This window comes from Gordonia sp. SCSIO 19800, assembly GCF_018132775.1.
Classification (GTDB): Bacteria; Actinomycetota; Actinomycetes; order Mycobacteriales; family Mycobacteriaceae; genus Gordonia; species Gordonia hongkongensis.
The window spans coordinates 95,279-109,307 of sequence record NZ_JAGRQM010000002.1 but is presented as its reverse complement, the minus strand read 5'-3'; the positions used below and the strand labels follow the sequence as shown (position 1 = coordinate 109,307).

Genomic DNA, 14,029 nt, shown 5'->3' with positions numbered 1-14,029 from the left:
ACGCTGCGGGCTTCCCTTGAGGGCCGCGGTCTTGGTCTTGGCAGCCTTGTCGTGACGGCCCTTGCGGACCAGCTGATTGATGGTTGGCACTAGGTGTTCGTTCCTCTTTGTCATCGGTTGTGGTTGGTGCTCCGGGCAAGCACGAAGTGGCTGGCAGGCCTGTTTTCGCGGCTTCCACAACTCGCCCCACCAGCACGTATGTGCTGGTCAGTACATTTTCGCTACCCCGAGGTCGGGCGTGTCATACACTCGACAGCGGATTCGCCTGTCAGCCCCTCTGCCGGCCGTACCCCGAGATGCTCGGCGGCTCGAGAGCCGTAGGGCAGGCATGCGGACTGGCCCAGCATGGGCCGGGCACCGACGATCCACTCTACCGATCGGGTTTACACAGGTCAAAAAACGGATCCTGCACGCAACCGGCAGGTGAACGGGTCGTGCGCGATCGGCTCCGGGCCACGCTCGTGCTCGGCGTGACCCTCCCACTTCTACACCGTCAAACCGCATGCGTCGAGGGCGCGAGTCGCCGGTGCGACCATTCCGTCATCCGCGCTGCACGGGTCGCCTGAGCTGCTCGATCACGGGTGCGGACGGGCTCTCGGGGTCGCACGGTCGACGCGTCGGCGAGGACTGACCGCCGAACCACCGGTCGACGATCGTCGCCTGCCGTTCCACCTCGCCCCGGCGCGGCATGTGGTGGTTCTCACCGGCATCGCGCACGCCGTACACGTCCTCGCCCAGTTCGTACCGGGCCTGGTCGGCCATCGCATCGGCGAGGAACCCGGCAGGGGACCGGGCAGCGGCGATCTGCCAGGCGTGGACCAGTTCGTGGATGAGCAGCTGACCCGGCACCGGATATGCCCTGGTCCCCTGCCCCAGGGTCGCGTCGAGGTGCGACCCGAGATTGCAGAGGATGCGGCCGTCGACCGCGGGCACCGTGAAGGCGCGCCCGCCCCGACCGGCGAGATCGGTGAGGACGACGTCATCGAGCCACCCCGCGTCCCCGAAAACCGCCACGGCCACGCTTCGCTCGGCCGGGGTCAACCCGCGATGACGCACGCGGCGGCGGATGACGTTCGATGTGACGAGGCCCGCGCCCAGCACGACGACGAACCCGAGCGGGCCGAGCCAGATCGTCACCGGCACCAGGTGCACCGCAAGGAGCACACCCGCCGTGGCCGCCGGGGCGTCGCCGAATCGTCCCGCCCCGAGCCGGCGGGCGACGGAGAGCACCGTGCCGAGCAGGCGCCCGTAGGCCCGGGCGGCCGCGATGACCGAACGGCGCAGGCGCGTCGTGGACGCCGGGCGGGGCATCATTCCGGCGTCTGCGGCAGTTTCACCTTCGTCGCACCGGGTTTCGCCGGATTCGACGGCGGCGGGACCACCGGTCCGATGTCGCCATCGGGAGCCTCGTCGAGGTCGACGATGACCGGCGCGTGGTCACTCGGCTTGCTGCCCTTGCGTGCTTTCCGGTCGATCCAGGCGGCCGCGAGGCGATCGGCAGCGGACGCTCCGGCGAGGATCAGGTCGATGCGCATCCCGAGGTCTTTGTGGAACATGCCGGCGCGGTAGTCCCAGTAGCTGAACACACGCTCGTTCGGCCACCGGTCCCGGACGACGTCGCGCAGGCCCATCGATTCGAAGGTGGCCAGCGCGGCCCGTTCCGCCGGGGTGACGTGGGTGTGTCCCACATACGCGGCGGGGTCGAACAGGTCGGCGTCGGCCGGTGCGATGTTCATGTCGCCGCACAGGAGTGTCGTGGTCGGGTCCTCCACGGCGCGGGCCAGCGCCGCGAGCCACTCGAGTTTGTAGGTGTAGTGGTCCGAGTCCGGGGTCCGGCCGTTCGGCACGTACAGCGAGTGGATCCGGAGTCCGCCGCACACCGCCGACACCGCCCGCGCCTCGAGAGTCGACGGGTCGGGGTATCCGGGCATGCCGTCGAATCCGATCCGGACGTCGTCGAGTCCGACCCGCGACAACAGCGCCACCCCGTTCCACTGCCCCTGTCCGGCGTGCGCGACCTCGTATCCGCGCTCGGCGAGATCAGTGCCGAGTGACTCGTCGAACGCGGCGTCGGAGAGTTTGGTCTCCTGCAGGCACACCACGTCGGGTCGGCGCTCGTCGAGCCAGGGCAACAGGCGCGGGATGCGCTGCTTCACGGAGTTCACGTTCCAGGTCGCCACGCGCATGCGACCACGGTAGTACCCCGCCATCGGGGCCCGGCCACCGCCGATCGCGGACCCGGCCTTTCGTTCCACGGTGACGTGTGTCACGTTGGTGGGTATCGACACGTTGCACCGCACCTCCGATTCGTCGCCCCGACGGCCCGTCATCGAGTCGTCGTGGCGTCGGTCGGAGCTGTCCGGGGTCCGCCCCGAGGACCGGACGCCGACGCAGGTCCAGGACATCGCTGCCGCCGACCCGCTGCTCGACGCCGCCCGCCCGGTCCTCGATGACGCCGCCGCCCGACTCGCCGACACCGATGTCTCGCTGCTGCTCGTCGACCACGAGTGCCGGATGGTGACGCGGGTGGCGTTCGGCACGACCGTGGAGCGCCGTCTCGACGCGATCGGCGCCTCGCCGGGCGTGCCGTTCGGCGAGGACGTCGTCGGGACGACAGCCCTCGGTACCCCGGCGGAGACCCGGGGCGGGATCGTCGTGAACAGCTCCGAGCACTACCTGGACCAGTTCAAGTCGATCAGTTGCTTCGGACAGCCGATCATCCATCCCGCGACCCGCAGACTGGCCGGGATCATCTGCATGTCCGAGATCGCCGATCGCATCAACCCCCTGGCGATCCCGGTCGTCAACGGGATCGTCGCCGACATCGCCGACCGCCTGCTGGACCGGTCGCGAGCGCACCAGCGATGCGTCCTCGACGCGTTCCAGCGCGCCGCACCGCGTCGCGACCTCGCCGTCGCGGCCATCGGCGACGACCTCCAGCTCACGAATGCCCTTGCTGCCGAACTGCTCTCCCCCACCGACATCGGCGCGATGCGGATCGTCGCGACCGATCCCGCACTGCGCGCGACGGTACTGCCGCTGACCCTGGTGTCGGGCGCCGAGGTCGAGGTCGCCGTCGAACCCGTGCCGGGCGCCTGCGGCGCGGCCCTGTTCCGCTTCCGGCCGGTCAGCGAGCCGCCGCCGAGGCGGTCCGCGCCACCGACCGCCCCGTCCCGCACCAGCGTCGCGATCACCGGCGAACCGGGGACCGGACGCAGCACCCACGCCGCTGCGCTCGCCGCCGAAGCCGATTCGCCACCGGTGATCGTCGATGTCGCCGACGAGATCATCAGCGGTCGTCGCCCCGACATCCCCGCGTTCGTCGGACGCGCCCGATCGATGAGCACGACCCTGGTGATCGACGGCGTCGACCTACTCGACGCGCAGGCGGTCGCCCTACTCGGGCGCGTGGCGGTGTCGAGCTCGCCGGAGTCGCCGCTGATCGTCGTCGGCGGGCCGCGCGACCAGGCGAGTCCGGGAGTCGCCGCACTCCTCGCCCGGTGCGCCACACGGGTCGATCTCGCTCCACTACGTCATCGGACCTCGGAGCTGGCGGCGATCGCGAGCAGCGCACTGACCGACATCGACCCAGAACTCACGCTGTCCGGGCTGGCGACGGATGCGCTGCTCTGCGACGACTGGCCGGGCAACCTCACCGAGCTCAACTCGGTGCTCCGGCAGGCTGCCCTGGCGTGCCGAGCGCGCGCCGCGCGGGTCGTCGAACCCGCCGACCTGCCACCCGCTTACCGGACGACCAGCCGGGCCGCGCACCTGTCCGGCCGGGAGCAGGCCGAGCGCACCGCGATCGTCGAGGCGCTGGACCGCGCCCGCGGCAACAAGGTGCATGCCGCAAGGGATCTCGGCATCAGCCGGACGACGCTGTACTCGCGGATGCGCGCACTGGACATCTGAGCGCGCCGGCTACTCCGGCACCGTGCTGCGGGGCATCGGGTCCCGCAGCGTCTGCCGTGCGAGCGCCGCGATGAGGTCGGTCCGGGTCACGATGCCGACCAGGGTGTGCCCATCCAACACCGGGACCGCGTCGCATCCGCTCTCGGCGAGCAGCGGCAACAGCGCCCCGACCGGCGTGCCCGGGGTCGCGACGGCCGGTTCCGCCGACATCACGTCCGCGGCGCACAACTCGACGTCGTCCGGACGCATCAACCGCCGCACGAGATGGATCTGGAACACCACACCGACGAACATGCCGTCGTTTGCGGTCACCGGCAGCGAGGTGAAGCCGTACTCGTCGAAGAGGACGGCGACGTCTCGCAGCGGCGTCTCGGGGTTCACGGTCACCAGGTCTCGGGACATCACGTCTTTCGCGGCGAGCGGGCCCGCGCGATGACCGGCAGCCTGCAGTTCGGCGGCCCCGATCAGTCGCGCGAGGTCGGCGACACCGAGGTTGAGCGACTGCTCGTACCGGTCGAGGATGCCGGTCAGTTCGTCCTCGTCCAGACCCAGCCGCGCCGCCGGCGGGGGCGCCGCGTCGAACCGGCGATACGGATAACGCCGTCCGGTCAACCGGGCGTACCCGGCGGCGAGGACCACCAGCAGGAGTGTGCCCGCGAGGACGGGTGCGAGGACGAATCGGAACCCCAGCGACTGGATCGTCTCCGGACTGAGCGCGGCTGTCATCGCCACCGCGCCGGCAGGCGGATGGACCGCGTGGCACCCGATCATCAGGGCCACGGACAGACCGACTGCGAGCGCCACCCGGAGCGCGGGCTGGCCGATGGTGAGGGTGGTCGCCACCCCCACGACTGCCGACACCGCGTTGCCGACGGTCGCGGGCCACGGCTGCGCCAACGGACTGTTCGGCGCGGCGAAGACGAGCACGGCGGTCGCCCCGAACGGCGCGATCAGGAAGAGTCCGAGCCGCAGGTCGACCCCCGACGCGGCGAGCACCAGACCGACGAGTCCGAGCGCCACCCCGGCCCCTGCTCCCGCCCGGAGGGCCTCACGGATCGAGATACCCCCGGTCACCGGGCCGAGGCCACGCAGGGCGGCGCCGACCCTGCCCGCTGGGCGCACGTTCACTCTGCTCCTCCGAAGGTCCCTGACTTGTCCGGCGTCTCACGGTAGCCACGCGGTGACGGCCGGTCGCCGCGACCCCTGTACAGCCCAGGTGTTCAGTTTCTGGACACGGCGACATGTCGGAACGGTGAGAGAAATAAGTCAGGTCGAATATGACCGAGATCACTCCACCGACCACATCACCGCCGGCACCACGCCAACCAGGAGGCCACATGACCGCCGTCGTTCCCGACACCGCCCTGCATGAGCGCGTTCGCGATTTCATCTCCGCCGACCGTCCGATGCTGATCGGCGGCGAGTGGGTGTGGTCGGCCTCGGGCCGCACCTTCGAGACCATCGATCCCGCGACGGCGCGTCCGCTCACCTCGGTCGCCCACGGCGACGCGGCCGACATCGACCGCGCGGTCCGCGCCGCGCGCCAGGCCTTCGACGACGGCCCGTGGACCCGGATGAAGCCGAATGAACGCGAACGCCTGCTGTGGCGGGTCGGCGACATCCTCACCGAACGCGCCGAGGAGTTCGGCCAGTTGGAGGCGCTCGACAACGGCAAGGCGGCCACCATCGCCGCCGCGGTCGACGCCAACTGGTCGGCCGACATCTTCCGCTACAACGCGGGCCTCGCCACCAAGATCACCGGCTCGACGGTCGACGTCTCGATGCCGTTCGTGCCCGGCGGCGAGTTCCACGCGTACACCCTGCGCGAGCCGGTCGGAGTCTGCGGCCTGATCGTGCCGTGGAACTTCCCGCTCCTGATGGCCGCGTTCAAGCTGGCCCCCGCATTGGCGGCCGGCAACACCGTCATCCTCAAGCCGGCCGAACAGACCCCGCTGACGGCCCTGCTCCTCGGCGAGGTGTTCCAAGAGGCCGGCTTCCCACCGGGCGTGGTCAACATCGTCACCGGTTACGGCGAGGCCGGCGCGGCGCTCGCCGCGCACGACGACGTCGACAAGATCGCGTTCACCGGCTCGACGGAGGTCGGCAAGAAGATCGTCGACGCCGCGAAGGGCAACCTCAAGAAGGTGTCGCTGGAACTCGGCGGCAAGAGCCCCAACATCGTGTTCGCCGACGCCGACTTCGAGAAGGCGGTCGCCGGGTCGGTCGCGGCCTGGATGTTCAACCACGGACAGTGCTGTGTCGCCGGAACACGTCTCTTCGTCGAGCGGCCGATCTTCGACGACTTCACCGCGGCCGTCGCGGAGGCGGCCTCGCAGGCCAAGATCGGACCCGGCCTCGACCCGTCGACCGAACTCGGACCGCTGGTCAGCCAAGAGCAGTTCGATCGCGTCTCGGGATACCTGGCGGCGGGCCTCGCCGACGGCGCACGGGCGCTGACGGGCGGAAAGCGTTGGGGCGACGAGGGATTCTTCATCGAACCGACCGTCTTCGTCGACGTCGCCCCGAGTTTCTCGATCGTGCGGGAGGAGATCTTCGGTCCCGTCGTCGCCGCCATGCCCTTCGATGCCGACACCGGGGTCGCGGCCGCGGCCAACGACTCCATCTACGGTCTCGCAGCAGGCATCTGGACCACGGATCTGTCCAAGGCGCACCGGACAGCTCGACAGATCAAGGCCGGCTCGGTCTGGGTGAACCAGTACAACGGCTTCGACACGGCGATGCCGTTCGGCGGTTACAAGCAGTCGGGATGGGGGCGCGAACTCGGCTCGTCGGCCATCGAGCTCTACACCCAGACCAAGGCCGTCAACATCTCGCTCTGACCCCCATCCGCCCTCGAGTACACCCAAGGAGCACGATTTCATGTCTCTCACCACCAAGGCCGCCGTCCTCACCGGACCCGGAAAGCCGTTCGAGATCGTCGAACTCGACCTCGACGAGCCCCGCGAAGGCGAGGTGCTGATCAAGTACACCGCGGCCGGGCTGTGCCACTCCGACCTTCACCTGACCGACGGCGACCTCCCGCCCCGCTATCCGATCGTGGGCGGCCACGAGGGTTCGGGGATCATCGAGGCGGTCGGCCCGGGCGTCACCAAGGTCAAGCCCGGCGACCACGTGGTCTGCAGCTTCATCCCGAACTGCGGCACCTGCCGCTACTGCTCCACCGGCCGGCAAAACCTCTGCGATATGGGCGCCACCATCCTCGAGGGCTCGATGCCCGATGGCACATTCCGATTCCACGGTGGCGGTGACGATTTCGGAGCCATGTGCATGCTCGGCACCTTCGCCGAACGCGCGACGATCTCGCAGCACTCGGTCGTCAAGGTCGACGAGTGGTTGCCGCTCGACAAGGCAGTGCTCGTCGGTTGCGGCGTGCCCTCGGGCTGGGGCACCTCGGTGTACGCGGGCGGCGTGCGTGCCGGCGACACCGTGGTGATCTACGGCATCGGCGGCCTGGGCATCAACGCGGTGCAGGGCGCGGTGTCGGCCGGGGCCAAATACGTCGTGGTCGTCGACCCGGTCGCGCTCAAGCGCGACACGGCGCTCAAATTCGGTGCCACTCATGCCTTCGCCGATGCCGCCGAGGCCGCGGAGAAGGTCAACGAACTGACCTGGGGGCAGGGTGCCGATCAGGCCCTCATCCTCGTCGGCACGGTCGACGCGGAGGTCGTGGCCAACGCGACCGCCGTCGTGGGCAAGGGCGGGACGGTCGTCATCACCGGTCTCGCCGATCCGACGAAGCTGACCGTGCAGGTCTCCGGAACCGATCTGACCCTGAACCAGAAAACCATCAAGGGCAGTCTGTTCGGCTCGGCCAATCCGCAGTACGACATCGTCAAACTGCTGCGCCTGTACGACGCGGGGCAGCTCAAGCTCGACGAACTGGTCACGCAGACCTACACCCTCGACCAGGTCAACGAGGGATACCAGGATCTGCGGGACGGCAAGAACATCCGCGGGGTCATCATCCACGCGGAGTGAATACCCGGTCGGTTCGCCCGAGGTGCTGTCTCCCTCGGGCGAACCGGCCACCCACGTCGCCGGGCGGGTTTCCCGGTCCGCGCCCGCACGAGGTGCTTGAATCACACATGTGACCGCGACCTGGTGGATACGTCTGCTCCGCATCGCCTTTGCCGCCCTGGGCGTCACCGCGCTCGTGTATCAGGCGGTGCTGCGCTACGGCGACGCCGGCTTCACGCTCGCGAACTTCTTCAGCTACTTCACGGTGCTGAGCAACATCTTCGCCGCCATCGTCCTGCTCGCCGGCGGACTGCTCGCGCCGGCAGGCCCGGTATGGGAGTGGTGCCGCGGGGCGGCGACCACCTGCATGGTCATCACCGGGATCGTCTATGCGCTACTGCTGCAGGGCATCGATGTCGACGTCACCTACGCCTGGGTGAACGACGTGCTGCATCGCGTCATCCCGCTGGTGATGCTCGTGGACTGGATCGTGGTGCGCGCCCGGCGACTCCCCGAACGGGCGTGGCTGTCCTGGCTCACGATCCCGCTGGTGTACGGCGTCTACACCTTGATCCGCGGGCCGTTCGCGGACTGGTATCCCTACCCGTTCATCGATCCGCGCGGGCAGGGCTACCTGTCGATGACGATCTCGCTCGTGGTCGTGTTCGTCGGCATGGCCTTCATGTCGTTCGGCGTCTACTGGGTCGGCACCCGCGGTCGGCGACCCGATGCCTCGGAACCCGGACACCCCGCCGCCGAACGCGGTTAGTCCGCGTCCGGCCGGTCCGCGGTCGTGCTCCCGAACGCCGCGACGAGCTGCGCCGACCAGGTGTCGACGACCAGCGCACGCCGGGCGGAGTCATCGGACAGCGTGTCCGCCAGGCCGAGTCCGCGCGCCATGTCCAGAGTCGCCTGCACCAGCCGGTGACCGGTCTCGTCGTCCGGTGCCACCCCCATCGCGGCCATCGTCCGCTGATGGGCCGCGCGGGCGAACTTCGCCTCGAGTGGCAGGATCAGCCGCCGCAGCGCCGGGTCGGACGCGGCGGCGGCCCAGACCTGGAGTGCTGCCTTGAATTCGGTGCCGGTGTAGACGTCGACGGCCCGCTGGACGGCGCGGATGACCCGGTCCGGGGTCACTTCGTCGGCCGCCTCCGGCGATGCGTGCGGATCCCCGACCGCAGCGCGGGTCATGTCCTCGAAGACCTGCTCGAGTGCCGCGGTGATGAGGGTTTCGCGCGTCGGGAAGTGATGTTGCGCCGCACCGCGGGACACGCCGGCACGTTCGGCGACCGCGGCCACGGTCGCGGCGGCCCAGCCGTCCGCGGCCAGCGCGTCGACCGTGGACCGCAACAGGCGCTCGCGGGTCAACCGCGAGCGTTCCTGTTGCGGCGAGCGGGTGTTCGCCGACGACGTGGTCACCGCGAGCCTCAGTAGGACTTCGGCAGCCCGAGGCTGGTCTGCGCGACGAAGTTGAGGATCATCTCCCGGCTCACCGGGGCGATGCGGGCGATTCGGGCGAGGCTCAGCATCGGCGCCAGTCCGTACTCGGTGGTCAGACCGTTGCCGCCCAGGGAGTGCACGGCCTGGTCGACGACCTTCACACAGGCCTCGGCGGCCGCGTATTTCGCCATGTTGGCCGGCTCGGCGGCGCCCCAGTCGTCGCCGGCGTCGTAGAGGGTCGCGGCCTTCTGCATCATCAGCTTGGCCATCTCGAGCTCGACCTTGCCCTGGGCGAGCGGGTGCGCGATCGCCTGGTGCGCACCGATCGGCGTCTTCCACACCGTGCGCTCCTTCACGTACGACACCGCCTTGTCGAGCGCGAACCGGCCCATCCCGACGGCCGACGCCGCGGCCATGATGCGTTCCGGATTGAGCCCGGCGAACAGTTGACTCAGGGCAGCGTCCTCGGAGCCGACGAGCGCGTCGGCGGGCAATCGCACATCGTCGAGGAAGAGCTGGAACTGCTTCTCGGGGTTCTGCAGTTCCATGTCGATCATCGTGTACGAGAAGTTCTCGGAGTCGGTGGGGACGATGAAGAGCGCGGGCTTGAGGTTGCCGGTCTTCGCGTCTTCGGTGCGGGCGACGATCAACACGGCCTGCGCCTGGTCGACGCCGGAGATGTAGACCTTCTGGCCGGTGAGCAACCAGTCCGAGCCGTCCCGACGGGCCGTGGTGGTGATCTGGTGGGAATTGGAGCCGGCATCGGGTTCGGTGATACCGAACGCCATCGTGATCGACCCGTCGGCGAGACCCGGCAGCCACCGCTGCTTCTGCTCGTCGGTGCCGAAACGCGCGATGACGTTGCCGCAGATGGCCGGTGAGACGACGAGCATCAGCAGTCCGGTGCCCGATGCGGCGATCTCCTCCATCACGATGGCGAGCTCGTACATACCGGCACCGCCGCCGCCGTACTCCTCGGGGAGATTGACCCCGATGAAGCCGAGCTTGCCCGCCTCGGCCCACAACTCGTCGGTCTTGCGGCCGGTGCGCGCGCACTCACGGAAGTACTCCTGTCCGTACTTCGCGGCGAGTCCGGCGACCGCCGCGCGCAGCTCGGCGCGTTCGGTGGTCTCCACGAACGGATTGGTGTCCACGGTCATGTCGATGCTCCCTGTCTCGGTCTTCGATGTGGTTCGGCGGCGGACGGTTTCGGCGGCCGGTCAGGCCTGGTAACCGAGCCGTTTGGCGGCCAGTCCGTTGAGGATCTCGGTGGTGCCGCCACCGATCCCGATGATGCGCATGTCGCGGTATTGCCGTTCGACCTCGGTGCCGGTCATGTAACCGAGGCCGCCGTGCAGCTGAACGGCTTTGTTGGCCACCCACTCCCCCGCCTCGACCGCGGTGTTCTTGGCGAAGCACACCTCGGCGATGAGGTCGTCGGTGGAGCTGACCTTCCGTTCGACGAGGGCCCGCGTGTAGGTGCGGGCGATGTCGATGCGGCGCGCCATCTCGATCAGCGTGTCCTGCACCGACTGCCGGGCGATGATCGGTTTGCCGAAGGTCTCACGGTCGCGCGCCCACTGCAGGGTGAGATCGAGGCAGCGTTGCGCACTGGCGTACGCCTGCACCGCCAGACCGGACCGTTCGGTGACGAAAGCAGTTGCTATCTGCGCGAATCCGGAGTTCTCGGGCCCGACCAGGTTGGTGACCGGCACCCGCGCATCGACGAAGGACAGTTCCGCGGTGTCGGAACTGCGCCACCCCATCTTGTCCAGCTTCCGCGTGACCTCGAAGCCGGGTGTGCCCTTCTCGACGACGAGCAGTGACACGCCCGCGGCTCCCGGTCCTCCGGTGCGGACGGCGACGACGACGAAGTCGGCGCGGACCGCGGAGGTGATGTAGGTCTTGGAACCGTTGACGACGTAGTGGTCCCCGTCGCGCTCGGCTTTCGTCGTCAGGTGGCCGACGTCGCTTCCGCCGCCGGGTTCGGTGATCGCCAGGCTCCCGATCTTCTCGCCCGCGAGCGTGGGCCGCACCCACCGGTCGATCTGGTCGGGGTCGCCGGCGGCGATCAGGTGCGGCAGGGCGATGCCGTGGGTGAACAGCGACGCGAAGACGCCACCGGCCGCGCCGGCGTAATGCAGTTCCTCGCCGAGGATCGTGCTGTCGATCAGATCACCGCCGGAGCCACCCACCTCCTCGGGGACCCCGAGCCCGAACAGACCCAGTTTGGCCGCCTCGATGTGCAGTTCACGGGGGATGGCACCCTCGCGCTCCCAGTCGTCCTGGAACGGGAGGATGTGTTTGTCGACGAATCGGCGCACGGTGGAACGCAGTTCGAGGCGTTCGGGTGTCTCCCAGATCGGACTGGCGATGGGCATCGTGTTCTCCTGTCGGACTGCGTGCGACTGCGTGCTGCTGCGATCGGACGATTCGGCGGCGTCTGGGGGGCGGTGGACGTCAGCGGCGGATGGTGACGACGACGGGCGTCTCAGCTCGCCCGCGGTTCGCGACCCGGCCCGGGCGGACCTGCGAAACACTGTGCGATCCCCGACCATTCGACCGCGTCGGACCCGATGAGCTCGAGTTCGAGGTCGGCGAGTGCGCGTCGCTGGGTCACCAGGAAGCAGAAGTCGAGTGCCGGCCCGCGCACGCTGTTCGATGCGTCGTCCGGGCCCCAGGTCCAGATCTCGCCCGACGGCGCGGTGAGCGCGTAGTGGAACGGCTCGGCCGGCGGCGTACGGCCGTTGACGATGTAGGCGAAGTCGCGTGTGCGGACGCCGATGTGGGCAACGCTGCGGATCCGATCGGTCGGCACGACGGGAACACCGAGGGCGTCGGCGACATCGAGGCCGTGCGCCCATGTCTCCATCAGGCGCGCGGTCGCCATCGACGCCGCGGACATCGGTGGTCCGAACCACGGGATCTTGACGCCGGCCGGTACCTCGCGCAGCGCGTCGGCGAGACGTTCGCGCGCCGCCCGCCACCCGGCCAGGATCTCGTCGGCCGGCGCGGCGGCCCCCGCTTCGGCGGCGTCGTCGACGTAGGTCGCCACGCTGCTCGCCGCCTCGGAGAGCAGTGCGCCGAACCGGTCCGGGTCGGTGGCCGCGATCGCCGCCACCTCGTCGGTCCACGCCAGATGCGCGATCTGGTGCGCGATCGTCCACCCCGGCGCCGGCGTGGGGGTGGCCCAGCCCGCATCGTCGAGACCCGCGACGAGGGTGTCGAGCTGCGCGGATTCGGCTTCGAGGTCGGCGACGACGCCGATCACGGCTGCTTGTCCCTCAGGCATGCGATCACCCTCACACACGGCATCAGAAGAATCAAGCGCGCTTGATTGTTTTTCTCGCAGGTACCGCTACTGGTTGAGCCGGCACCGAGCGGAGCCGCCGGGCCGAGCAAGCGACGAAGGAGCGCGTCGAGGTGGAGGCGCCGAGTCGAAGCCACTCGGCGACCCGCGCCCCCGCTGGTTGAGCCGGCACCGAGCGCAGCGAGGCGCCGAGTCGAAGCCACTCGGCGACCTGCGCCCCCACCGCTGGTTGAGCCGGCACCGAGCGGAGCGAGGCGCCGAGTCGAAGCCACTCGACAACCCGCGCCCCCACCGCTGGTTGAGCCGGCACCGAGCGGAGCCGCCGGGCCGAGCAAGCGACGAAGGAGCGCGTCGAGGTCGAGGCGCCGAGTCGAAGCCACTCGGCGACCCGACCGCAAGAAGCGACCTCGACGGACGCAGCGACCTCCCTACGCTCGGTCGACGCAGCTCGGCCGGCTGACGACCCAACTGCGATCAGCGGTAGTGGATGTCGACCGTGGCTCGGCTCAGCAGGACGTCGTCGTAGGAGGTCATCGTCGCCTCGAAGGACGAGATGCGGCGGCCGAGTTTGATCGGCGTCACCTCGACCACCACTTCACTGCCGTCGACAGCAGGTGAACGGTAGAAACCGATCGCCATGTCCCCGATCGAGTACTCCTGCCCGGCACCGGCATGCAGATGCCCGGCGAACGATGCCGCCTGGCCGGCGATGGTGGCGATGACGCCGCCGTGCATGGTGCCGAACATGTTGCCCATCCACGGTTCGGTGGCGCTGCGAAAGCGGATGCCGGACTCACGGTCGGTGGTGCCGTCGATCACCTCGACGCGGCCGTTGAGCATGTCGGTGAGCGGGCCGGGTTCCCGCATCTTCGACGCGATCTCCTCGACCACGGCCCGCCCGGACAACGCGGCGGGTATGGGCTCGGGCAGGACGGACCCGTCATCGTCGCTGCATTGCGGTGTCGCGTGGCCGATCTCGGCGGACGGGGTGGCACCGGTCGGGGCACGGCCGACGCGGACGTTGCGTGCGGTCCCGACGCAGCACAGGTCCCCGGTACCGGTGCGGATCTCGACCGACGTCGAGCCCCAGTCGTCGTCGTGCATGACCACCTCGGCCCGTGCGGCAACCAGGTCGCCCACTTCTGCGCGGCCGTGCGTGGACATCGTCAGGCGTGCCTGGAGGGTCGCCGCGGCGGGGTCGTCGTGGATGCGATGGAACGGGATACCACCGCAGTGATCGAACAGCACGGCGAGCGCCGGCAACTCGATCACGCCGCGATGGTCGGCGAACCGCGCGCACAGCCGCTGCGAGGCACGCACGCCCGTCTCCGACACCGAGATGTCGCCGAGGTGGAACGCGGACAGGGGATCGTGCGGCTGGCTCATGAA

General features: G+C 69.4%; 12 protein-coding genes and 1 pseudogene. 4 read left to right on the top strand and 9 right to left on the bottom strand.

Features of this window, described 5'->3' with window-relative positions:
- The 3 genes and pseudogenes from KB201_RS02930 to KB201_RS02920 all read right to left on the bottom strand — a co-directional run.
- Positions 1 to 90, bottom strand: a pseudogene (locus tag KB201_RS02930) (30S ribosomal protein S12); the annotation flags it as partial.
- A gap of 450 nt (positions 91 to 540) precedes the next feature.
- On the bottom strand, positions 541 to 1,314 hold the full coding sequence (locus tag KB201_RS02925; RefSeq protein WP_249145018.1) for a hypothetical protein: 774 nt from the start codon (positions 1,312 to 1,314) through the stop codon (positions 541 to 543).
- Positions 1,311 to 2,186 carry an exodeoxyribonuclease III gene (locus KB201_RS02920; RefSeq protein WP_211538432.1) on the bottom strand — a complete coding sequence of 292 codons (876 nt, stop codon included), beginning with the start codon at positions 2,184 to 2,186 and terminating at the stop codon, positions 1,311 to 1,313. The genes KB201_RS02925 and KB201_RS02920 overlap by 4 nt, the downstream gene beginning before the upstream one ends.
- Positions 2,187 to 2,514: 328 nt before the next feature.
- On the opposite strand from KB201_RS02920, the gene KB201_RS02915 reads away from it, so the two are divergent.
- Positions 2,515 to 3,912 (top strand): helix-turn-helix domain-containing protein, encoded by a 1,398-nt coding sequence (locus KB201_RS02915; protein WP_249145054.1) that lies wholly within the window; start codon positions 2,515 to 2,517, stop codon positions 3,910 to 3,912.
- Between the two features lie 9 nt (positions 3,913 to 3,921).
- Here the strand turns inward: KB201_RS02915 and KB201_RS02910 are convergent, their stop codons facing one another.
- Entirely contained in the window at positions 3,922 to 5,040 is a 1,119-nt protein-coding gene (locus KB201_RS02910) for an HPP family protein (protein WP_211538305.1), read from the bottom strand.
- Positions 5,041 to 5,249: 209 nt separating this feature from the next.
- On the opposite strand from KB201_RS02910, the gene KB201_RS02905 reads away from it, so the two are divergent.
- The 3 genes from KB201_RS02905 (at position 5,250) to KB201_RS02895 (ending at position 8,659) form a co-directional block, all read left to right on the top strand.
- On the top strand, positions 5,250 to 6,752 hold the full coding sequence (locus KB201_RS02905) for an aldehyde dehydrogenase family protein (RefSeq protein ID WP_211538304.1): 1,503 nt from the start codon (positions 5,250 to 5,252) through the stop codon (positions 6,750 to 6,752).
- Positions 6,753 to 6,792: 40 nt separating this feature from the next.
- A complete protein-coding gene (locus KB201_RS02900) occupies positions 6,793 to 7,911 on the top strand; it encodes an NDMA-dependent alcohol dehydrogenase (RefSeq protein ID WP_058252381.1) in 1,119 nt (372 codons plus the stop codon).
- 109 nt (positions 7,912 to 8,020) lie between these two features.
- Positions 8,021 to 8,659: a Pr6Pr family membrane protein gene (locus KB201_RS02895; RefSeq protein ID WP_211538303.1), complete on the top strand. Its 639-nt coding sequence runs from the start codon at positions 8,021 to 8,023 to the stop codon at positions 8,657 to 8,659.
- Here the strand turns inward: KB201_RS02895 and KB201_RS02890 are convergent.
- From KB201_RS02890 to KB201_RS02870, 5 genes are all read right to left on the bottom strand, one after another.
- On the bottom strand, positions 8,656 to 9,309 hold the full coding sequence (locus KB201_RS02890) for a TetR/AcrR family transcriptional regulator (RefSeq protein WP_211538302.1): 654 nt from the start codon (positions 9,307 to 9,309) through the stop codon (positions 8,656 to 8,658). The two genes, KB201_RS02895 and KB201_RS02890, sit on opposite strands and share 4 nt — an antisense overlap.
- Positions 9,310 to 9,317: 8 nt before the next feature.
- Complete coding sequence (locus KB201_RS02885) at positions 9,318 to 10,490, bottom strand: acyl-CoA dehydrogenase family protein (protein ID WP_010840516.1); 1,173 nt, start codon at positions 10,488 to 10,490, stop codon at positions 9,318 to 9,320.
- Between the two features lie 60 nt (positions 10,491 to 10,550).
- Positions 10,551 to 11,711: an acyl-CoA dehydrogenase family protein gene (locus tag KB201_RS02880; RefSeq protein ID WP_205333706.1), complete on the bottom strand. Its 1,161-nt coding sequence runs from the start codon at positions 11,709 to 11,711 to the stop codon at positions 10,551 to 10,553.
- Between the two features lie 110 nt (positions 11,712 to 11,821).
- Positions 11,822 to 12,622: a TIGR03084 family metal-binding protein gene (locus KB201_RS02875; protein ID WP_211538301.1), complete on the bottom strand. Its 801-nt coding sequence runs from the start codon at positions 12,620 to 12,622 to the stop codon at positions 11,822 to 11,824.
- Between the two features lie 492 nt (positions 12,623 to 13,114).
- Complete coding sequence (locus KB201_RS02870; RefSeq protein WP_211538300.1) at positions 13,115 to 14,026, bottom strand: PaaI family thioesterase; 912 nt, start codon at positions 14,024 to 14,026, stop codon at positions 13,115 to 13,117.
- Between the last annotated feature and the right edge of the window lie 3 nt (positions 14,027 to 14,029).